The 20,331-nt window shown below is 70.3% G+C and carries 17 protein-coding genes and 1 pseudogene; 9 read left to right on the forward strand and 9 right to left on the reverse strand.

Annotated elements, in window-relative coordinates; genetic code table 11:
* Nucleotides 1-85: 85 nt before the first annotated feature.
* Nucleotides 86-610: pseudogene (locus AB0B86_RS09930) on the reverse strand (STAS domain-containing protein); the annotation flags it as partial.
* Between the two features lie 119 nt (nt 611-729).
* A complete protein-coding gene (locus AB0B86_RS09935) occupies nt 730-1,179 on the reverse strand; it encodes an STAS domain-containing protein (protein ID WP_357417296.1) in 450 nt (149 codons plus the stop codon).
* 133 nt (nt 1,180-1,312) lie between these two features.
* Between AB0B86_RS09935 and AB0B86_RS09940 the strand changes: the two genes are divergently transcribed.
* The 4 genes from AB0B86_RS09940 (at nt 1,313) to AB0B86_RS09955 (ending at nt 5,397) form a co-directional block, all read left to right on the forward strand.
* Nucleotides 1,313-1,996, forward strand: a complete 684-nt coding sequence (locus AB0B86_RS09940; protein ID WP_357402353.1) for a response regulator transcription factor — start codon at nt 1,313-1,315, stop codon at nt 1,994-1,996.
* Complete coding sequence (locus AB0B86_RS09945) at nt 1,993-3,348, forward strand: HAMP domain-containing sensor histidine kinase (RefSeq protein WP_357402351.1); 1,356 nt, start codon at nt 1,993-1,995, stop codon at nt 3,346-3,348. The genes AB0B86_RS09940 and AB0B86_RS09945 overlap by 4 nt, the downstream gene beginning before the upstream one ends.
* Nucleotides 3,345-3,908 (forward strand): GerMN domain-containing protein, encoded by a 564-nt coding sequence (locus tag AB0B86_RS09950; protein WP_357402349.1) that lies wholly within the window; start codon nt 3,345-3,347, stop codon nt 3,906-3,908. Before AB0B86_RS09945 ends, AB0B86_RS09950 begins: the two co-directional genes overlap by 4 nt.
* Before the next feature lie 199 nt (nt 3,909-4,107).
* On the forward strand, nt 4,108-5,397 hold the full coding sequence (locus tag AB0B86_RS09955) for an ArsB/NhaD family transporter (protein WP_357402346.1): 1,290 nt from the start codon (nt 4,108-4,110) through the stop codon (nt 5,395-5,397).
* 3 nt (nt 5,398-5,400) lie between these two features.
* On the opposite strand, the gene AB0B86_RS09960 is transcribed toward AB0B86_RS09955, so the two are convergent.
* The 4 genes from AB0B86_RS09960 to AB0B86_RS09975 all read right to left on the reverse strand — a co-directional run bounded on the left by AB0B86_RS09960 (nt 5,401) and on the right by AB0B86_RS09975 (nt 11,045).
* A complete protein-coding gene (locus AB0B86_RS09960) occupies nt 5,401-5,847 on the reverse strand; it encodes a CBS domain-containing protein (protein WP_357402344.1) in 447 nt (148 codons plus the stop codon).
* A gap of 71 nt (nt 5,848-5,918) precedes the next feature.
* Nucleotides 5,919-7,241: a Na+/H+ antiporter NhaA gene (gene nhaA / locus AB0B86_RS09965; RefSeq protein ID WP_357402342.1), complete on the reverse strand. Its 1,323-nt coding sequence runs from the start codon at nt 7,239-7,241 to the stop codon at nt 5,919-5,921.
* Nucleotides 7,242-7,482: 241 nt separating this feature from the next.
* Entirely contained in the window at nt 7,483-9,267 is a 1,785-nt protein-coding gene (locus AB0B86_RS09970; protein ID WP_357402340.1) for an ABC transporter ATP-binding protein, read from the reverse strand.
* Nucleotides 9,264-11,045, reverse strand: a complete 1,782-nt coding sequence (locus tag AB0B86_RS09975) for an ABC transporter ATP-binding protein (protein ID WP_357402338.1) — start codon at nt 11,043-11,045, stop codon at nt 9,264-9,266. The genes AB0B86_RS09970 and AB0B86_RS09975 overlap by 4 nt, the downstream gene beginning before the upstream one ends.
* Nucleotides 11,046-11,551: 506 nt before the next feature.
* On the opposite strand from AB0B86_RS09975, the gene AB0B86_RS09980 reads away from it, so the two are divergent.
* From AB0B86_RS09980 to AB0B86_RS09990, 3 genes are all read left to right on the forward strand, one after another.
* The gene (locus AB0B86_RS09980) at nt 11,552-11,851 is read left to right on the forward strand and encodes a hypothetical protein (RefSeq protein WP_357402336.1); all 300 of its coding nucleotides are present in this window, start codon (nt 11,552-11,554) and stop codon (nt 11,849-11,851) included.
* Between the two features lie 432 nt (nt 11,852-12,283).
* Nucleotides 12,284-15,151, forward strand: a complete 2,868-nt coding sequence (locus AB0B86_RS09985) for a BTAD domain-containing putative transcriptional regulator (protein ID WP_357417298.1) — start codon at nt 12,284-12,286, stop codon at nt 15,149-15,151.
* 85 nt (nt 15,152-15,236) lie between these two features.
* A complete protein-coding gene (locus AB0B86_RS09990) occupies nt 15,237-15,383 on the forward strand; it encodes a hypothetical protein (protein WP_357402332.1) in 147 nt (48 codons plus the stop codon).
* A 126-nt stretch (nt 15,384-15,509) separates the two neighbouring features.
* Here AB0B86_RS09990 and AB0B86_RS09995 read toward each other — a convergent pair whose 3' ends face one another.
* The 3 genes from AB0B86_RS09995 to AB0B86_RS10005 form a co-directional block, all read right to left on the reverse strand.
* Complete coding sequence (locus AB0B86_RS09995; protein WP_357402330.1) at nt 15,510-17,318, reverse strand: S9 family peptidase; 1,809 nt, start codon at nt 17,316-17,318, stop codon at nt 15,510-15,512.
* A 194-nt stretch (nt 17,319-17,512) separates the two neighbouring features.
* Nucleotides 17,513-18,175 carry a response regulator transcription factor gene (locus AB0B86_RS10000; protein WP_357402415.1) on the reverse strand — a complete coding sequence of 221 codons (663 nt, stop codon included), beginning with the start codon at nt 18,173-18,175 and terminating at the stop codon, nt 17,513-17,515.
* A complete protein-coding gene (locus tag AB0B86_RS10005) occupies nt 18,163-19,323 on the reverse strand; it encodes a histidine kinase (RefSeq protein ID WP_357402328.1) in 1,161 nt (386 codons plus the stop codon). Before AB0B86_RS10005 ends, AB0B86_RS10000 begins: the two co-directional genes overlap by 13 nt.
* Before the next feature lie 131 nt (nt 19,324-19,454).
* On the opposite strand from AB0B86_RS10005, the gene AB0B86_RS10010 reads away from it, so the two are divergent.
* The gene (locus AB0B86_RS10010; RefSeq protein ID WP_357402326.1) at nt 19,455-19,856 is read left to right on the forward strand and encodes a DUF6069 family protein; all 402 of its coding nucleotides are present in this window, start codon (nt 19,455-19,457) and stop codon (nt 19,854-19,856) included.
* Nucleotides 19,853-20,308: a hypothetical protein gene (locus AB0B86_RS10015; RefSeq protein ID WP_357402324.1), complete on the forward strand. Its 456-nt coding sequence runs from the start codon at nt 19,853-19,855 to the stop codon at nt 20,306-20,308. Before AB0B86_RS10010 ends, AB0B86_RS10015 begins: the two co-directional genes overlap by 4 nt.
* Nucleotides 20,309-20,331: the final 23 nt, after the last annotated feature.

The following is a 20,331-nucleotide window of genomic DNA, read 5'->3' on the forward strand; positions in this document are numbered from 1 at the left end:
GGGCGGTTGTCACGGCCGCGGAGACCGGAGAACCTGACCGCGTCCGCCCGGACAGCTGAACGAGGGCATCGTCGCGGCTGTCGAAGATCGGGAACGCTGCCTCCAGGCGCATGGTGTGCAGGACCGTACGGATGAACCGCGACGGCGCGGCCAGACACAGCGTGACCCCCCGATCGCGGGCATCACAGTGGGCGCGGACGAGGAGCCCGAGACCTGTGGAGTCGATGACGTGCGCCCGGGTGAGGTCGATCACCACGTGTCCGCCCATGTCGGCCGCGTGGCGCAGGGCCGCGCGCAGGGTGTCACCGGTGTCGAGGTCGATGTCGCCGGTGACGACGACGACTGTCACGTCGTCGAGATGGTCGATGCCGAGGATGCCGCCTGGACCGTGGTTGTCGCACTGTGCGCTACCGCCGCCAGAGGTAGGCAGCAGGCTGCAGTGCGGGCAACGGTGCGGACCGGTGGCGAAGGGGGAGCCGCTCCAGCCCTGTTCGGACACCAGGGTCCAGACGACCTCGGCGTCGGGGAGCACACAGGCGCTGGCCCGGACGGAATCGCCGCAGGTGTCGCAGATCAGTGTCATCAGGTGGTCGTCCGGGACGACTGTCATTCTGGTGTCCTTCCGGGGGGTGGACCGATGCTCCGGAAGCCTGCGCTTCAGGATTCCGGCATAGCCCACGCTGTCTGTCGTCGATCGCGGGGAGGGGGACCGCGCCGACGTCGATCTGCCTAACGGGCTTGTCGGTGTGGGCCTCGCACGGACGTTCGGCCATGACCGGTCAGCGCCGGCTGCGCCGAATCAGGCTGCTGCTCCTGTGCCGGTGGGACGGGCGGGCCCGACGGGGGACTGGCGACGATCCGCAGCACCCGGTCGAGGCGGGCACTGTGCAGGATGCGTTCGATACGGGGATTCGGGTCACGGACGGTGAGGACACCGTCGGTACGCGCCAGCCGCCGGTGCACATCGAGCAGCAGGCCGATCGCGGCGGCGTCAATGTGCTGGCACTTCGACAGGTCGACGATGATCTGCCGGGGGCGCAGGGTCAGCAGTTTGTCGAATACGGCTCCGGCCGCCGGCAGGCAGTCCAGGTCGAGTTCGGTGACGCCTACCTCGACCAGCGGTAACGTGCACGGCGTCGGTGCCGGTGGCGCTGTCACAGGCGTGCCCCTCCCAGTCACGGACCCGGTCGCCTACGACCGTGCCGTGCCCACTTGGCGGTCACCGCGCGGATGTATGACAGTTGCGTGACAAATCCGTGGGCCGGTCGTCAGGGTTGGTCGCCAGGCCCGTGGTCTGGGGATGATGCCGGGTATGACGGCCGTACTGGTGATCGAGGACGACGACCGGATCCGCCTGGCGCTGCTGCTCGCCCTTGAGGACGAGGGCTACGAGGCCGTCGGTGCGGCCACCGCCGAGGAGGGGCTGCGCGACCAACGCCGCGCTCCGGCCGACTACGTGCTTGTCGACCTGATGCTGCCCGGCCTGGACGGCTTCGAGTGCATCCGGCAGATCCGCCGGGACGACGACGTGCCGATCGTCGTGGTCAGCGCCCGCGACGACACCCACGACATCGTGGCCGCACTGGAGGCCGGCGCCGACGACTACGTCGTCAAGCCGGTGGCGATCAAGGAACTGACCGCCCGGCTGCGCGCCCTGCGCCGCCGGGCCCGTAGCACGGTCGCGGTGCCGGAGCCGGTGCCCGTGCTGGCCTTCGGTGCACTGGAGATCAGCCCCGACGCGGGGGAGGTACGCTGCGCGGGCCGACCCGTACCGGTCACCCGCACCGAGTTCCGGCTGCTCTGCGAGCTGGCCGAGCACGCCGGCCGGGTGTTGTCCCGCCAGCAGTTGCTCAGCCGCGTCTGGGGGTATGACAACGGTGATGAGCGGGTGGTCGATGTGCATGTCGGCCGGCTGCGGCAGAAGATCGAGTCGGATCCGGCGAACCCGAAGCACCTGGTGACCCTGCGGGGTCTGGGTTACAAGTTGCAGCGATGAGACGGCTCGGTCTGCGTACCCGGGTCACTGCCGCGTTCGCCGTCGGCGCGCTGCTGCTCTCGGCGTCGATGGCGCTCGTCTCCTACGGGTTGACCCGCCGGTCCCTGATCGACGAGCGGGAACGCACGGCACTGCGGGCCGCCTACTTCGACGCCGCTGTCGTCCGCGCCGGCCTGGACACCGACACCCCCGACGTGGTGGAGGTGCTCCGGTCGCTGGATACCGGCGGCAGCCGGCGGCCCGTGCTGCACCTGGACGGCGAGTGGTACGCCCGCACCGCCGACCCGGGCACCACCACCGCCATCCCGGACGACCTGCGGCGGGTCGTCGCGGCTGGCAGGCCGGCGGTGCAGCGGGTCCGCGTCAACGGCCAGACCGCCCTGGTGGTCGGGGTGCCCCTGTCCGCGACGGCAACGTACTTCGAGGTCAACTCGTTGATCGAGTTGGAGCAGACGTTCCAGGTGCTGGCTCTCGCGCTGACCACCGTTGCGATCATGGTGGCCGGGTCCGGCGCCGCCCTCGGGTGGTACGCCACCCGGCACGGCCTGCGGCCGTTGACGGCGGTCGCCGACGCCGCCGAGAAGATCGCCGCCGGGGACTTCACCGCCCGCCTCGACCCGGCCGTGGACCCCGACCTGACCCGGTTGTCGTCCTCGTTCAACCAGATGGTCGACCGGCTCGCCCAGCGCATCGAACGCGACCGCCGCTTCGCCGCCGACGTGAGCCACGAACTGCGCTCCCCGTTGCAGACCCTGGCCGCGGCGGCGAGCGTCCTGGCCCGCCGCCGCGAACACCAGGACGAGCGAACCGCCCTCGCGGCCGGGCTCGTCGCCGACGAGATCGATCGTTTCCAGCGGCTCGTCAACGACCTGATCGACCTGGCCCGCAGCGACCAGCCCGCCGATCGCACCCTGGTGGACGTGACGGCGCTGGCCCGCGACGCCTGCGACGCTCTCGACCTGCCGGGCTCGATCGTCCACCTCGCGCCGGCCACGCCCGCGACCTGGCGGATCGACAGGCGACGCGTCGCGCAGGTCCTGGCGAATCTGCTCGACAACGCCGTGACCTACGGCGGCGGCCCGACGTCCATCCGGCTCGGTAGCGACGGCAGCGCTGGTGTGATCGAGGTCGACGACGACGGCCCGGGTGTGCCCGTCGAGGACCGCGAGGTGATCTTTGAACGCTTCGTTCGCGGTCGAGCCGCCCACACCCGCGGTGCCGGTGACGGCACCGGGCTCGGCCTTGCCCTGGTCGGCCAGCACACTGCCGCGCACGGCGGTCACATCACCGTCTCCGACCGCCCCGGCGGCGGCGCCCGCTTCCGCGTCACCCTGATGGACTGTCTGACATGAACCCTCGGTATCTCGTCGCAGTGGCGTTCGTCGCGGCGCTGACTGGTTGTGGGATTCCCACCGACGACGCACCCCGTGCCGTGCAGCCCCCGCCGGGCCCGTTCCAGCGGTCGGCACCAGCCGATGCGATCGCGCCGGCCGGCCCCGCCACCGAGACGCTCTGCCTGGTCCGCGACAATCGGATCATCCCGGTGGCCCGACGCGTCGACCGCCCAGCCAGGATCGAAGGCCAGCTACGGGACCTGCTCGGCGGACCCACGGCGGCGGAACGCGACAACGACCTCACCAGCGCGCTGCCGGGAGCGGTGAACGCCGCAGGTGTGACAGTGACTGGCGCGCAGGCCCAGGTCGCTGTCGACGAACCCGGCGACGACGCCGGCCGCAGCGACGAGGTCCTCGCCTTCGGGCAGATCGTGTGCACCCTCACCAGCCGCGACGACATCACCTCCGTGATGTTCCTGCGCGACGGCAGGCCATTGGCCGTACCCCGCGCCGACGGCTCGCTGTCCGACCGACCCCTGGTACGCGCCGACTACCTCCCACTGATCGCCTCTGGTTGATCCCAACTCAACCCAGCGGCCTCAGCTGGTGGAGGTCGGGGGGCCCTCCGCCACACCGGCCGCCCGCTCGGGTTGCGCCTTTCCGCCGAGGGCCTGCACGCCCGTTGCCGACCGCCCAGGCTGATAGGTTGATCTCAGGTGTGCCGGGAAGCCTGGTCGGCGTTGCGATGGCGGCTGACCAGAACAGGAGAATCGCCGAATGAGCACCCTGGCCTGGGTCGCGGTGGCCGTGTTCGCCGCCGCCTACGTCCTGATCGCCACCGAGAAGATCAACCGGGTGGCGGTGGCCCTGGGTGGTGCATCGATCATGCTGGCGATCGGGGCGACCGACGCCGAGCACGCGTTCTTCTCCGAAGAGGCGGGCATCGACTGGAACGTCATCTTCCTGCTGCTGGGGATGATGCTGATCGTCGGCGTGCTGAAACGCACCGGCCTGTTCGAGTACCTGGCGATCTGGAGCGCCAAGAAGGCCCGGGGCCGCCCGTTCCCGATCATGGTCATCCTGGTCGTGGTGACCGCCGTGGTGTCGGCGGCGCTGGACAACGTCACCACGGTGCTGCTGGTGGCGCCGGTGACGCTACTGGTCTGCGAGCGGCTCGACGTGCCGCCGATTCCGTTTTTGATCGCCGAGGTCATGGCGTCCAACATCGGTGGTGCGGCCACCCTGGTCGGCGACCCACCGAACATCATCATCGCCAGCCGGTCGGGGCTGAGTTTCACCGACTTCCTGAACGTCATGGCCCCGTTGGTGCTGATCGTGCTCGTCGTGTTCATCGGCCTTTGCCGGATCATGTTCCGCAAGGCATTCCGCTACGACGCCGAGCGTGCCGCGCGGGTGATGGCGCTGCGGGAGGCGGACGTGATCCGCGACCGCCGCCTCGTCGTGATCAGCCTGGTGGTCCTCGGCGCGGTGCTGCTCGCGTTCAGCCTGCACACCGTGCTGCACCTGGAGCCATCGGTGGTGGCCATACTCGGCGGCCTGCTGCTGCTGGCATTGTCGCGGCTGAACGCCGAAGACGTGGCCAAGGACGTCGAGTGGCCGACGTTGGTGTTCTTCGCCGGCCTGTTCATCATGGTCGGGGCCCTGGTCGCGACCGGGGTGATCGACAGCATCGCCCGGTCGGCGACCGAGGCCGTCGAGGGCAAGCTGTGGCCGGCCACCATGCTCCTGCTGTGGGCGTCGGCCGGGTTGTCGGCGATCGTGGACAACATCCCCTACGTGGCGACGATGAGCCCGATCGTGAGCGAGTTGGTGAACGCCGAAGGTGGGCTCGGCAAGGCTCAGGTGCTGTGGTGGGCGCTCGCCATCGGGGCCGACTTCGGCGGCAACGCCACCGCCGTCGGCGCCTCGGCGAACGTGGTGGTCCTCGGTATCGCCGAGCGGGCCGGGCACAAGATCACGTTCTGGGGGTTCACGAAGTACGGTCTCATCGTCACCGTGATCTCGGTGGCGATGGCCGTGCCGTACCTGTGGCTGCGGTTCTTCTGACGCTCAGGTGCCGAGCATCCGGTCGAGCAGTCCGTCCAGGGTGATCGCACCGGTCATTACCCGGTCGCTGTCGACGACAGCGACAAGTGGCACGTTCGACCGAGCCATCACCGAGGCGACCTCGAGCAGGGTGGCGTCGGCGCTGACCGCCGGCAGGTCCGGACGGTTGCGGGGCAGCAGGTCCGCGACGGTGCGGCTACCGATGCCGTCCAGGATCACGTCGGCAGCGGCCTCGTCGAGCACCCGGGCCAGCGCCGGATCGTCCTGGCAGTAGGACGGCAGCGCCATCCGCAGCACCTGCGTGCCGGCCAGCACCGTCGATGGATGGCCCATGGTGTCCACCACGATCAGACCGGGTAGGTCCTGCGCCGCCAGGATCCGTGCGGCCTCCCGGGCCGGCATGTCCTCGGTAACGGTTTCCATCGAGATTGCCACATCGCTCGCGCGCATGCACCGACGATACGCCCGGGACACCGCGTTGACCGCGCGGATGCCGCCGGGCGCCCCCACCCGCGGTGGACCTATCTCTGGTAGACGTCGGGAACGTCGTCGCGGTCACTGTCGACCTGCTCGGCCTCGTAGATCTGCCGGTACACGCGATTGCGAACCCGCAAGATGATCATGGCGAGCGCGGCCGCGATCAGGGAGCCTGCCAGCACCGCGATCTTGACCCGGCCGTCCGCGTCGCTGCCGATACCGAAGGCGAGTTCGCCGATCAGCAGCGAGACGGTGAAACCGATGCCGGCCAACACGGCCAGCCCGGCCACGTCGATCCATGCCAACCCTGCGTCCAGCCGGGCCCGGGTGAACCGGGCGACGAGCCAGGTCGCGAGCAGGATACCGATCGGCTTGCCCACGACCAGACCGAGCATGATGCCTACTGCGACAGGGTCGGTGAGCGCCTCCGCCAAGCCGTCGAGCCCGCCGACTGCCACTCCGGCGGACATCAGCGCGAACACCGGCACCGCGACGCCGGCGGAGATCGGCCGGAAGCGGTGCTCGAAGTGCTCGGCCAGGCCCGGCCCCGGGCCGGCGCCAGTGGAGCGCAGCACCGGGACGGCGAAGGCGAGCAGCACCCCGGCGACGGTGGCGTGCACGCCGGAGGCGTGCACGAGCGCCCAGGTGGCGAACGCCAGCGGCAGGAGCAGCCACCACGAGCGCACCCGACGCTGCACCAGCACCGCGAACAAGCCCAGCGGCACCGCCGCGGCCAGCAGCGGCAGCACCGACAGGTGCGCGGTGTAGAAGACCGCGATGATGACGATCGCCAGCAGGTCGTCCACCACTGCCAGGGTCAGCAGGAAGGTCCGCAGCGCAGTCGGCAGATGCCGGCCGATCACCGCCAGTACGGCGAGGGCGAACGCTATGTCGGTGGCGGTCGGAATCGCCCATCCCCTTCTCGCGCCATCCCAGTTCACCACCAGGTACAGCAGGGCCGGCACGAGTACGCCGCCGACCGCGGCGGCTACCGGGACCGCGGCCCGGCGGGGATCACGCAGATCACCGGCGACGAACTCGCGCTTGAGTTCGAGACCAGCGACGAAGAAGAAGATCGCCAGCAACCCGTCGGCCGCCCACGTCGCCAGCGAAAGGTCGAGGTGCAGCGCGTGCGGCCCGACGGTGAGCGCCGTCATCGCCTGGTAGCTGTGCGCCCATGGCGAGTTGGCCCAGATCAGCGCCAGGACCGCACCGATCAGCAGCAGCGCGCCACCGATCGTCTCCTTGCGCAGCACAGCGGCGATGCGCCGTGCCTCAGCCCAGGAACCACGACCGAGGACACGAGGGGGCGACTGGGGGTTCGACGTCACAAGCGGGCCAACTTTCGGAAGACAGGTCGGATCCATCTGCCGACCAGACTTCCCGGCGCACCGGAACCCATCGTACCGGGCGCCGGGCGCCGTACCGCCTCGACCACCTGCTGCCGGCGGTGTCCCTCGACCTGTGTCGCGCGCCACTCGCTGACCGATGCGGCCAGCGGGCCGCAGGCGACCGCCATCACCATCACGCGCCCACCGGCTCCTCGGCGGGAGCGGAAACGGGAAGAACGATAAGCGAACCGCATCCAGCGGAATGGATGCAGGACCCCTAGCCCGGGTCGCCGAGGTATGCCCGTTCCTGGAGCCCGTACAACTCGGCGTAGACACCGCCGGTGGCCATCAGTTCGGCGTGGCTGCCCGTCTCGGCGATGCGGCCGTCGCGCAGCACCACGATCCGGTCCGCCATCCGTACGGTGGTGAACCGGTGTGACACCAGCACGACGACGGCGCCGCGCAGTGTGGCGGAGCGCACCTGCTCGAGATAGCGCAGGAACAGATTGTGCTCGGACAGCGGATCCAGCGCCGCGGACGGCTCGTCGAGGATCACGCAGAGCGTTGTCCCGTCGTTCTTCAGCAGCGAGCGGCTGAGTGCCACCTTCTGCCACTGGCCGGCGGACAGTTCGCTGCCGCCGAAGCCGAGTGGGGTTTCCAGGCCGTGGGGCAGCCCGGCCACGACGGGTGCCGCGTCGGCGCGCTCCGCGGCCTCGGCGACAGCCGCCCTGTCCCGGATCCGGCGAATGTTCCCCACACCGATGGACTCTCGGACGAGCAGATAGAACCGGGAGAAGTCCTGGAAGACCCCGGAGGTGCGGTTCTGCCAGCCGGTCCGGTCGATCCGACTCATCGGTATGCCGTCCACGCTGATCTGCCCCGCGGTCGGATCGTAGATGCCGGCGAGGAGCTTCACCAGCGTCGACTTACCGGCGCCGTTCTCACCCACCAGCGCCACGGTCTGGCCCGCCGGCAGGTCCAGGTCGATGTCGTGTAGGACGTCGGCTGGCGCACCCGGGTATCGGAAACTGACGCCGGTCAGCGTGATTCCGGAGGTGAGCGTGGCTGGCGCGGCGACTCCGGGCCGCGCGTACCGCTGCGCATAGTCGCGCAGCCACCAGTAGTGGCGGACGACCTGGCTCGCCTCGGCCACCGTGCTGAAGCCGTCGAGTGCGGCCCGGAGCTGCATCAGTAGTTGGGTCGCGAGGGCGACCACGAGAACCACGTCACCCGCGCTGGCCCGGCCCTCACGCGCCAGGTTTCCGACGACCAGGAGTGTGATCAGCAGACCCGCGGCATATCCGAGCCACGCGAGCGACTGCACGGCCACCCCACGAAGTTGTTCGGACGCCTCCCGGTCCGTCGCCGCGTCCCAGAACGCTCCGGCCCGCCGGCCCAACTCGCCGGCGCTCCCGGCGATGATCAGTTCCTTGACCGGCTCGGGAGTGACACACATCTGGTGAAGTCGCTGTTCGTGTCGGACGAGTTGTGCAGTGGCGTCCCGGACCTCGCGCAGCCGCCGGTCGGCCCGGCGGGCGGCCAGGATGAGCGGCACGCCCAGCAGGCCGAGCAGGCACAGCCCCGGACTCACCGAGGCGAGCAGGGCGAGGCTGAGCAGGAGGCTGGCTGTGGTGGCTGTGGCGCCGAGCACCGACCAGGGCAGCGCCGCCAGCGACCCGGTGCTCATCCGTAACCGGTTCAGCCGGTCGAGATGCGCGCTCTGCTCGACGTGGGCCACCGTGGGGATGCCGGACACCGTCCGTTGGATCTCCTCGCTGAGCGCCAGCTGCACGCGACCGTTGAGGTACAGCAGGACGTTGCCCTGCACGCGGCCCAGCGCACCGCCGATGCCCTGCGCCGCGGCACCCAGCAGCACGGCACCGGCGATCCCGAGGGCCAGCCGGGCGGTGGCTGCGTCGACGAGCAGGCGCTGGCTGAGCGCGGTCGCGGCGACGACGCCACCCTGGCTGAGGATGAGGAACGGCATCAGGATCGAGTTGCGGCGGTCGACGCGCAGAGCCAACCGGACGATGCGCCGCAGGAGACGCAGCCAGTTTCTCATCGCGACTCCGCTCGGTAGTGGAATGCTCCGGCCTGCAAGGCGAAGAACCGGGCGTAGTCACCGCCGGCGGCGAGCAGCTCACTGTGACTTCCGCTCTCCGCCACCCGCCCGTCGCGCAAGAGCACGATGCGGTCCGCGGGACGTACGGTGGACAGACGGTGGGAGATCAACACGGTCGTCACGTCGGGCACCCGGCTGACGACCTGCTCGTGGAACTCCGCTTCGGCCCGCGCGTCGAGGTGTGCCGTCGGCTCGTCGAGCACGATCAGTCGGCGGCCGGCGTGCACGGCGTAGAGGGCACGGGCGAGAGCGATGCGTTGCCACTGGCCACCGGAGACGTCGGTGCCGTCGTCGCCCTCGCGCCACATCGAGGTGTCCAGCCCGTCGGGCAGGGCGTCCACCAGCGCACCCGCGCCGGCCAGGTCGAGTGCCTTCCGTACGGCGTCGTCGTTCACGGGCAGTTCAGGCGCGCCGAGCGCCACGTTGTCGCGCAGGCTGGCGGGGTAGCGAACGAAGTCCTGGAAGAGCACCGTCGTCCGGCGGCGCCACTCCGGGAGGGAAGGCTCTCGTCCGTCGACGGTGATCCGGCCGCTGTCGGGGCGGTACAACCCGCAGAGCAGCTTCACGAAGGTGGTCTTGCCGACGCCGTTCGCACCGACCACGGCGAGTTTCTCACCGGGATGAAGCGTCAACGACAGCCCGTCCAGCGTTGGTCGCTGTCGGCCGGGGTAGGTGAACACGACGTCCTCGAGGCAGACCGTCGGTGGCCCGCCCGTCGCCGTTGGCCCTTCGACGCCTGGGGCGGTGCCCGCGTACCGGGCGGTCAGTTCCTCAGTTGCCTGCATGCCGCGCAGGCCGTACTCGATGTCGTAAGCCTCGAAGCCCATGCCGGAGATGGCGAAGATCCCCCAGGCCGCCAGCACGTAGGTGATCAGCTCGTCGGGTCGCAGCCTGCCGTCGGCGGTCGCCATCGCGGGCACGGCGAGTGCTGCGGCGGCCATCGCGGTGATCAGGACGAAGGTCAACCACTGCCGGCGCAGCACGCTCCACAGGCCACGCCATACCTTCCCGTACGCGATCATGCCCATCGCCCGGAAGCGCATGCCGAGCCAGTCCGTCAAGCCGTACATTCGGACGTCGTGTGACGCCGCGGTGACCGCCAGTTCGGAGAGGTAGAGCAGCTTGCGTTGACTGACCGGGTCGGCGTCGAGCACGTCGATCAGCCCGATCCACTGCCGGCGCAGCATCGTCCGTACACCCAGCGAGACCACGAGCAACGACACCGCCAGGACTGGTGAGAACCGGGCGAGCAGGAGGGTCGCGGCGGCCGCGCCGACCATCCGGAACCACAGGGTCAGCTGGCCGACCGCCGCGGCGCCGGCCGAGCGGCGGCGGCTCATGCTGACGCCTCCGTCGATCACCCGCTCGGCGCGGTCCTGGAACTCGGCGCTCTCCAACTCGCCGAGACCGGGCGCCGAGGCCGCGAGGGAACGGACGGTCGCGCGTAGGCTGCCATCGATCCGCCGGGCGACAAGCGTGCCGAGCGCCGTGCGGAGCAACCAGCCGGTCTGGTCGAGAAAGAGCAGGCCGGCGACGATGCAGGCCCTGGCCGGGCTCGGCCGCGCCACGAGGTATCCGACCGCCAGAGCGTGCAGGGCCGGCAGAACCGCCCCGAGTGCCTGAAGCGCGAACAGGGCTCCCGCCGGCCGGGCGCCGCCGCGTACCAGTAGCCGGAGCAACCGGTTCCGTGCCGCGATCCGGTCCCATGCGGCTCTCATGAACTCTCCGATCCGTTCAGGGACGGTCCGTCCGGCGGTGACCTGCCACTCTGCGGTCGGGGAGATCTGACCCGGTCTCGTGTGGGCCTACCTGCGACCGGGCCCAGCGCGGCCAACGCGGGACGACGATGGCGACAGCTTCATCAATCTCCGCGGACCAGCCATCATCGTTCACCCGAAGGGTCTCTCGCCATCCCGAAAACCGCGACGGCCGCGGTAGGGCGGACAGCGTGCCGGCAGGCTGCCGCTCGTTCGCGCTGGCGCTCGCGGTGCACCCGGTCGCCGGGTGCCGCCGCCGCACGGCACCCGGTGTCGCCGGTGTGGCCCTTCCGTCGCGGTCGTGGCGATCCGCCCGGTCGGATCGCGCGCGGTGGGCAGGGCAGCAGAGGTGCAACCTTCGTCGGGCACCGGTCACTGGTTTGCGCGACATGTTTGCGCGACATGTGCCGGCGTCTCTGGCTGACCAGAATCGAGAGCTGACCATCCCCGACCGAACGAGGTGTCTCATGCGCAGGATCACGACCATCGGCCTGACCGCCGGCCTGACCGCCGGCATGGTGGCGGCGGTCGCCGTCGCCGGCCCCGCCCAGGCCGCGTACAGGTACCCGTACACCACGATCTGCAGCCCGACCACGACCGTGTACGCCGACTCGGCCCTGACCCAGCCGGTGCGTACGGTGCCGGTCGGTACCTGGGCCGACGTGTTGGCCTTCGCCGCCGGCAGCGACCAGGTCCAACTGTGGGACGACCCGACTGGCGCGTCCTACTGGGTCGCTTCCTCGTGTCTGCGCGTCGTCAAGCACTGAGGCACCCTGTTCCATCGGCGCGGTTCTGAGGAGGCGGTCTTGCCGAGCGAGCATCTGATCGAGTCGGACGGTGGTGGGGCGCTGCCTCGCCCGGCCCGTTCCGCTCGGCAGGGCTGCCCTTCGAACGGTTGGCGCTGTGCACCGAGCCGGCGGACGGCAATGACCGGGCCGATCCCACGGCCGCCCTGAGCGTCGCCAGCACACTGACCGGTGCGGAGGGGGCCATCGGGTGTCTGCGCGCCGTGCGCCCCCGTCATCCGACAGCCGACGCAGGATGGTCGACATCGTCGTCGTCTTTCGCACGGCACTGGTACCGAGGCCCCTCCGCAGCGGTCCCAAGGAGGATCATCGAGAGCACTTTCCGTATCCTTCCCGTATTCTTCCCAACGCTGGGACACGTCACATTCGACAGCGCTGGGCACTGGGAAGGACGTGGTGGAATTCCGGGTGCTGGGTCCGGTCGAGGTGTGGAGTGGTGGGAGCCAGCTGCACTTCGCTCGACGTCAGCAGCGGGTGCTCCTGGGGATCCTCGCGCTGGAGGCAAACCAGCTGGTTACCGGCGATCGGCTGATCGACCTGCTGTGGGGAGAACGTCCGCCCGCGCGAGCACGGGCAGTCGTCCAGACCCGGTTGTCCGAGGTCCGTGCGATCCTCGACCTCGCTGAGCGTCCCGATCCGCCCGCGTCATTGGAGACGGTCAGCGGTGGTTATGTCCTGCGGACTGCACCCGAGCAGGTCGACGCACGGCGCTTCCGGGACATGTTCAGCGGCTGGCGGGACTGCGGCTCCGAGGTGGAGTCACGGATGTTGCTTCGGTCGGCGTTGGCGCTCTGGCGCGGGCCGGTACTTGGTGGCTGGTTACCGCCGGACACCCAGGCCATCCTGAGTCAGGGCCTCGAAGCGATGCGCCTGACCGCTACAGAAGACCTGTTCGACATCGAGCTACGGCTCGGTAACCATCGGCAGGTCGTCGACGAGGTTGTCGAGCTGGTCAGCCAGCACCCGACCCGGGAGCGGTTGATTGGTCAGATGATGCGTGCCCTCGCCGCGGCCGGGCGAGGTCCCGAGGCACTGCAGTCCTTCGACCGCTGGCGGCGATGGCTGCGGGATGAACTGGGCACCGACCCCTCCAGCGAGATCCAGGCCATCCACCTGGCGGTTCTGCGGGGCGCTGACAACCAGGTCGCGGAGGGCGACAGCCGTGCGGCGGTCGCCACCGCGCAGCCGCCACCTCACGCTGGCGGTGATCCGCCGAGTTCGTCGGCCGGGTTCCAACTCAGCACGCCGCGGAACCTTCCCGCGGACATCGCCGACTTCTCCGGGCGAGAGTCGGAGGTGGCCGCTGTCGAGCAGGTCGTGCTGGGTCCCGGCGACGGAGCGCGCATCGCCGTGATCTCCGGGCCCGCCGGGGTCGGCAAGACCGCGCTCTCCATCCACGTCGCCCACCGACTTGTCGGCTCCTTTCCGGACGGACAGCTCTACGTCAACCTCCACGGGATGGACAGCAGCAGGCCACTGGATTCATTCGAGGTCCTCGGCCGGTTCCTTCGCACACTCGGCGTCGACGGGCTGCACCTACCCGCCGACCTCGACGAGCGGGTGGACCTCTACCGGGGGCTGCTCGCCGACCGGCGGATACTGCTCCTGCTCGACAACGCCGCCGACGACGACCAGCTGCTGCCCCTCATTCCCGGCGGCGCTTCGTGCGGGGTGATCGTCACCAGCCGGGCCCGGCTGGGCCCCACCCTCGGTGCCCGCGGCCTGGCTCTCGAGGTGATGGAAGCCCAGGACGCTGTAGCGCTGCTGTCCCGGCTCGCCGGCCCACGTGCCGTGCTCGACGAGATGTCCACCGCCTCCCTGATCCGCCGCTGCGCGTACCTGCCGTTGGCGATCCGGATCGTTGGTGCCAAACTCGCAGCGAAGCCCCACTGGACCGTCGACAAGCTTGTCCGGATGCTCGACGACGAACGCATCCGACTGGATCAGCTCTCCCACGGGCACCTCGACGTCCGCGCGAGCATCGCCCTGAGCTACCAGGGGCTGAGCCCGGCGGCGCGGACGCTGCTGTGCCGACTGGGTGACATCGACCTTCCCGAGGTCAGTGTCTGGCTCGCCACCGCGCTGCTCGCCACCACTGCCGAGCGGACCGACGAGTTGCTTGAGCAGCTGATAGATGCCCAACTGATGGACTTCGCCGGTCGCTCGGCGTCTGGTCAACCGCGTTACCGGCTGCACGACCTGGTACGTCTCTTCGCCAGGGAGCGGGCCTCGCTGGAGGCCCGCCCCGAGGAGTTGTCGGCGGCGCGCGCCCGCGCCTACGGCGCCACCCTGGACGTCATCGAGCGACTCATCCACGCGCTGTACGGCGGGCTCAGCCTCACGGTGCGGGGTGCTACCCAACGGTGGAAGGTCGACGAGACCCTCGTCGGAACGTCAACGACCGAGCTGCTCGAGTGGTTCGACGTCGAGCGGTCGACGATCGTGTCGGTTGTCGATCGAGTGGCGCGAGAGGGATTGAGCGAGACCGCCTGGGATCTCGCCTGCGCCGCCTCGCCGCTCTTCCCGCTCCGCGGCCAGTACGACGACTGGCAACGCGTACTGGACATGGCCGGGGAGAGCGCGCAAAAGGGAAATGACGCTCGAGGCCAGGCAGCTGTTTCCTATCGAATGGGGATGCTGGCTCTCGACCGCCAGGAGTTCGACAGGGCCGATGAATACCTCCACCGAGCGAGAGGGCTCTTCGAGGCTGTGGAGGACACCCACGGCGCTGCGTCGGTGGACGCCTACCTCGCCATGGTGATGCGTTTTCAGAGCCGTCCCGACGCGGCCCTGGACCGCTACTCGTTGGCGCTGGCGGGTCTGCGCGAGGCCGATGACCCGGGCGGCGTCGCCTTCGTTCTGCGCGGCATGAGCCAAGCCTGCATGGATCTCGGCGACGAGGAGCAGGCCACGGCGTACCTGACCGAGTCCCTTGAGATCTACGAGACGCTCGGCTGCCCGCCGATGGGCCGTGGGCAGGCCCTGTTCTGGCAGGGCATGCTCCTGCTGAGGTCAGGCCGGCACGAGCAGGGAGCCCCGCTGTTCGACCAGGTTCTGACGATCACCACGCTGCTCAAGGATCGGAACGGGCAGGCTCAGGCACTACGCGGACTGGGCATCTGTCACCACCGGACGGGCGACATGGCGCAGGCGCGAGCTGCGCTCGATGAGGCGCTTCGGCTGGTGCAGCAGCCAAGGCCGTCGATCGTGGAAGCGTTCATCCGGCGGACCATTGCCGAACTCTTCGGCGACTCGGGGTGACCGCGCCGAAGGCTGCTGCCCCACAGTGAATGGGAAAGGGGCTAGCATCCCTGTTCGTGGGAATACCAGCCTAGGAGGTTGACCGTTGAGAAAGCGCATCACCATCGTGGTAGCTACTCTGGCCGTGGCACTCGCTGCCGGCGTTCCCCAGTTGGCCGCACCGTCGTCGGCGGGCTCGCAGCCCGCGCCGGTCGTCGCCAAGGCCTGTGACTGGTGCGCGCCGGGGCACTGAGCGGCAGCACCAAGAACCCCTTCCGGATCGCCTGACAGGGAGTTCGGGGCGGGTGGGCGAGAAACTCCCATCCGGCCAGCGGCCGCGTCCCGCTCGCGTGGCGCGGCCGCTCCTGCTCGGTCGGCCTCAGCCGCCGAGGTGCTTGATGAGAAACTCACCGGCATCCGCGAAGGCCTTGGCCTGGTTGTCACGGCGGAGCAGGCCGTGGCCTTCGTCCGGGAAGACCTCGTAGCGCACCTCCACGCCACGCGACCGCAGTCGGTCGACGATCTGGTCGCTCTCGTGCCGTGGAACGCGAGGATCGTTGGCACCCTGGATGACCATCAGGGGTGCCTCGATCCGGTCGGCGTGGGTCACCGGTGAGCGTGCCAGCAACCGATCCGCGTCGGTCTCCGGGTCACCGATCACCGCGGCCACCAACGAACGCCACGTCGGAGGCGACGCCTTCGCCAGCGTGACCAGGTTGCTCGGTCCATAGAGGTCGACCCCGGCAGCCCAGTTGAGCTCCGGCAGGCGGCTGAGACACGACAACACCGCGAAGCCGCCGTAGGACGCACCCATGACGCCGATGCGGTCGGGGTCGACCCATTCCTGGGTACGCAGGTAGGCGACGGCGTCGGCGAGGTCGGTCAGATCGCCCCCGCCCCAGTCACGGTTGACCAGGTCCGAGTAGGTGCGACCGTAGCCGAGGGAGCCCCGGACGTTGGGCGCGAAGACACCGAGGCCGTGGGCCAGGAGATACTGGTAGAAGCCGTCGTGCATGTAGACCGGCAACTCCTGCCAGGCAGGCCCGCCGTGAATCGAGATCAGGACTCCGGCCTTCCCGGGGCGTTCGGGGCGGTAGAGGTATCCCGGGATCTGGCGGCCGTCCTGCGCCGGATAGCGGACCAACGTCGGCTGGCGGAAGGTGGCGGGGTCGGCGGCGACCGGCCGAGCGTCGCTCAGCCACCTGAACTCTTCGTCCTTGAGATCAATCAGGAGGATGTTCCACGGACGGGTTGCCGTGGAGAGCCGCAGCACGACGAAACGCCCGTCTTCGGACACGGTCAGCCCGGTAGCCGCGCCGGCGGGCAGCTCCGGCATCCGGATGTCGGCCCCGGTGATGAGATCGCGTCCGCGCAGTTGGGAGAAACCGTCGACATTGACGTTCCACACCAGCACCCGGCCGTCGCCGGAGAGAGCGACCTCCTCCACGTCCCACTCAGGAGTGTCCAGCCAGGTGAGGGCTCCGGTCGTCGCGTCCATCACCGCGAGCCCGGTGAACTCCCTGTCGACATTCGACATGACCAGGAAGCCGTCGCCGTCCTTCAACCACGGGCCCAACCAGTAGGTCGCGACCCCGCTGTGCGGTGTCAACGAGCGCGGCTCGGAGCCATCGAGGGAGACGACATGTACGAGGTGGTCACCATTTGTGGTCCGCCATTCGGCGACGGTGAGTCGGGATCCGTCGGGAGACCAGTACCCGGGGTAGGCCCTCCCGCCGCCGGTGTAGATCCGGCGCACCTCGTCGGTCGACACGTCGAGCACCAGCACGTCCTGGTCGGCGGGGTTCCGGTCGTTGCCGCAGTAGGCGACGAACCGGCCGTCGGGCGAGAACGGCTCGCCGAGGGCGGCCGAATACTGCACCTCCGGCGTGTCGGTCAGCTGCACCGGGGTTCCGCCGGCGGAGTCGATCCGGTGCAACTGCGTGTTCTCGTCCCCGTTGTCGTCGGCGAGGAACAACAGCCACTCACCGCCGGGATGCCAGGCCACCCGCCGGACCGTCGAGTCGGTGCCGGCGGTCAGGCGACGCGTGGCGCCTGTCGACAGTGCCTGTGTGACGAGGTTGAACTGACCGTTGGCGTCATCGACGTAGGCGATCGAGTCCCCATCGGGAGCGATGACCAGCGTCGGCAGAAACCTCAGGTCTGACTGGAAGTCGCGGTATCCGGGCATGTAGGGATCTTATGCACTGCATGCCCTGCGGTCGCCATGCCGATTTTTGCGGGACCAGCCGTCGCGCGAGGCGCCGGCCCACAGGTCTGACCATCGATGCGGATCACGCCGTGGCGCGCCCTGCCGGGGGTGGTGGTCCGTTTCGCCGTGCTGGTCCGGCCGACGCCGCTGGTCCGGCGAGCCGGCGAGGCGGGTCAGAGGAGCCGGCCGTCGTGGGCGAGCAGGGCGATCTGGGTACGGTTGTCGAGGTCCAGCTTGGTCAGGATGTGCGAGACGTGGGCCTTCACCGTCGTCACGCTCATCAGCAGGTCGCTGGCGATCTCGGCATTGGCGCGCCCCTGTGCGATGGCCAGCACGACGTCGCGTTCCCGGGGTGTGAGCAGGGCCAACCGTTCGTGCGCCTGCTCGTAGGACTCGGCCCCGGAGGCGACCCGCTGCATGAGGCGGCGCGTCACGCCCGGAGACAGCATCGGGTTCCCGGCGGCTACCGCGCGGACCGCCTGACTGATCTGCTCGGGCGGGGTGTCCTTGAGCAGGAAGCCGCTCGCTCCGGCGCGGAGGGCTCGCAGCACGTGCTCGTCCGTGTCGAACGTGGTGAGCACGATGATCTCGGGTGGCCGGTGGCGGCGCCGCAGGCGCTCGGTGGCGGTGATGCCGTTGACGCCGGGCATCCTGATGTCCATCAGCACCACGTCGGGCTGGTGCCGGTCCACCGCCGTGATCGCCGTGGCGCCGTCGGCGGCCTCGCCCACGACGGCGATCCCGTCGGCGCCGTCGAGCATCAGCGTGAGCATTCCCCGTACGAGAGGATCGTCGTCGACGATGACGACCCGGATCGGCGCGGTCACCTCGGCCACGGCAGCCACGCGGTGAGGTGGAACCGACCCGTGGCGTCGACCTGGTGGGCGACCCGACCGCCGGCGAGCGCGGCCCGTTCGGCGAGGCCGATCAGGCCGGTGCCGGTGCCGGCGGTGGCGCCGCCGTCGGGTGTGGTCGGGTTGCTCACCGCGATGCTCAGGCCGGAGCCGGGCCCGCCGCCGAGCACCAGCCGGACCGGCTGGCCGGCGGCGTGCTTGCGGGCGTTGGTAAGTGCCTCCTGCACGATCCGGTACCCGGTGCGGCCGACCGTCGGGGGGACCTCGACCGGCTGGCCGAACGGGTCGTCGACCTCGATCTGTTGCCCGGCCGCCCGCGCCTCGTCGACCAGGCGCGGCAGGTCGGCGAGGGTCTGTCCGGGTGGTGCGTCGGTCGGTGACTCGGCGTCGTCGTTGCGCAGCAGGGTGATGACCTCGCGCAACTCGTCGAGGGCGTGATGTGCGCTGGCCCGGATCACCCCGGCGGCGGCGCTGAGCCGCTCGGGCGGCGCGTCCGGTCGGTACTCCATCGCGCCGGCCGCCGCCGCCAGCAGCGACAACCGGTGGGCCAGCACGTCGTGCATCTCCCGCGCGATCCGGTTGCGCTCCGCCGCCCGCGCCTCGCCGACGCGTCGTTCCTGCTCCTGCTCGGCCCGCCGCGCTCGGTCCCGCAGCGCCGCCAGCAGGGCGTTGCGGGCCCGCGCCCAGGTGCCCCAACCGAGCAGGGCCGCGTACGCGATCGTCATCAGCAGCAGCCGCCACCCGTACGGCAGGCTGGGCACCGGTCGCCAGATCGCCTGCGCCGCCTCGCCCGCCACGCCGACCGCGGCCACCGCCGCCGCCCGCCGAAACGGCAGGTTGCGGGCGACGATCAGCACCGCGAAGCTGGCCACCGGCGTGGCCACCGGGGAGAGCGCGACGAGCAGGCCGGCCAGCACGCCGCCGATCTGCGGGCGGCGCAGGACGACCGGAACGAGGGCCAGGGCGACCACCGCCAGCGCGACGTCGACGCCGACCAGGTCGACGGAGCTGGACCGGCTGGCGGACCACAGCATTGTCGCGACGAGGGCGCCGATCGCCACGGTCGTCACTGCCACCGGGACGTGACGCCACGTCCGCGGCGGCTCGACCTCGCACGTCGCCGCATCCATATCGCGCAGGCTACTGGGCTCGCGGCGGGCCGGACCACCTTCTTTGGGAGTACGCCCCGCCGCCGGGAGACGTAGCCGCGACGGCGTCCGGGCCGACGCGTCGGGCCCGACCCGGTCCACACACTCGGACCATGACCAACAAACTTCTCCTGGGCCGAGCCGCGGTGGCGGCCGGCGCGATCGTGGTGGCGGTGGCCGAGTTCGCGCTCCTGCACTCGGCGGCCGGCGTCGATGTGGCGGTCAGCTCAGCGAACTCGACCCGGCAGATCACGGTGGCGGCGGTCATCGTGGCCGCGGCGGTGGCGGCGCTGGGCGGCTGGGCGCTGCTCGCGGCGCTGGAACGCGGCACCGACCGCTCCCGCGTCTGGTGGACCTCGATCGCGGTAGCGGTCCTGGCGTTGTCGCTCGTGGTCGGGCCACCCAGTGGTGTGGGCGGGGGAGCGAAGGCGACCCTCGCGCTGCTGCACCTGAGCGTCGGCGTCATCCTCATCCTCGGCCTGCCCCGATCGCGTCCGGCGGGGGCGAACCGATGACCGCACTGACCGTACGCAAACAGGACGGGGCCTTCGTCCTCGACACCGTGGCGCGTGCTGCGCTGCGTACCGGCTGGACCTGGCGGTGCGGTGAGATCCACACCGGCACCGGCCGCTGGACCGTCGAACCGACCGGCCGCCGACGGATCGGGTTCACCGCCCGGGGCGAGTACGGCGTGCCGGTCCGGCTCGACCCGGGCCGGTCGCACGTGCCGGGGCCCGGCGGGGTGGCCCGCTGGATGCCCGGCCGTAGCGGTGGTGAGCTGGTACGCGACGGGCACCGCCTCGCGGTGCGCCTTCCCCGCCGACTCGGCGGGCCGATCCGCGTCGAGGTCACCGGTGACTGGGCGGAGTTGGAGTTGGTGGTGCTCACCGCCTGTTTCGCGCTCATGAGTCGGCGGCGGCGACGCACCCTGATCATGATGGCGGCCGTCAGCGGGGGGAGTGGGTGACCACCTCGCCGCCGGCGCGGGCG

Origin of the sequence: Micromonospora sp. NPDC049047, from assembly GCF_040649135.1 — a bacterium.
GTDB lineage: Bacteria > Actinomycetota > Actinomycetes > Mycobacteriales > Micromonosporaceae > Micromonospora.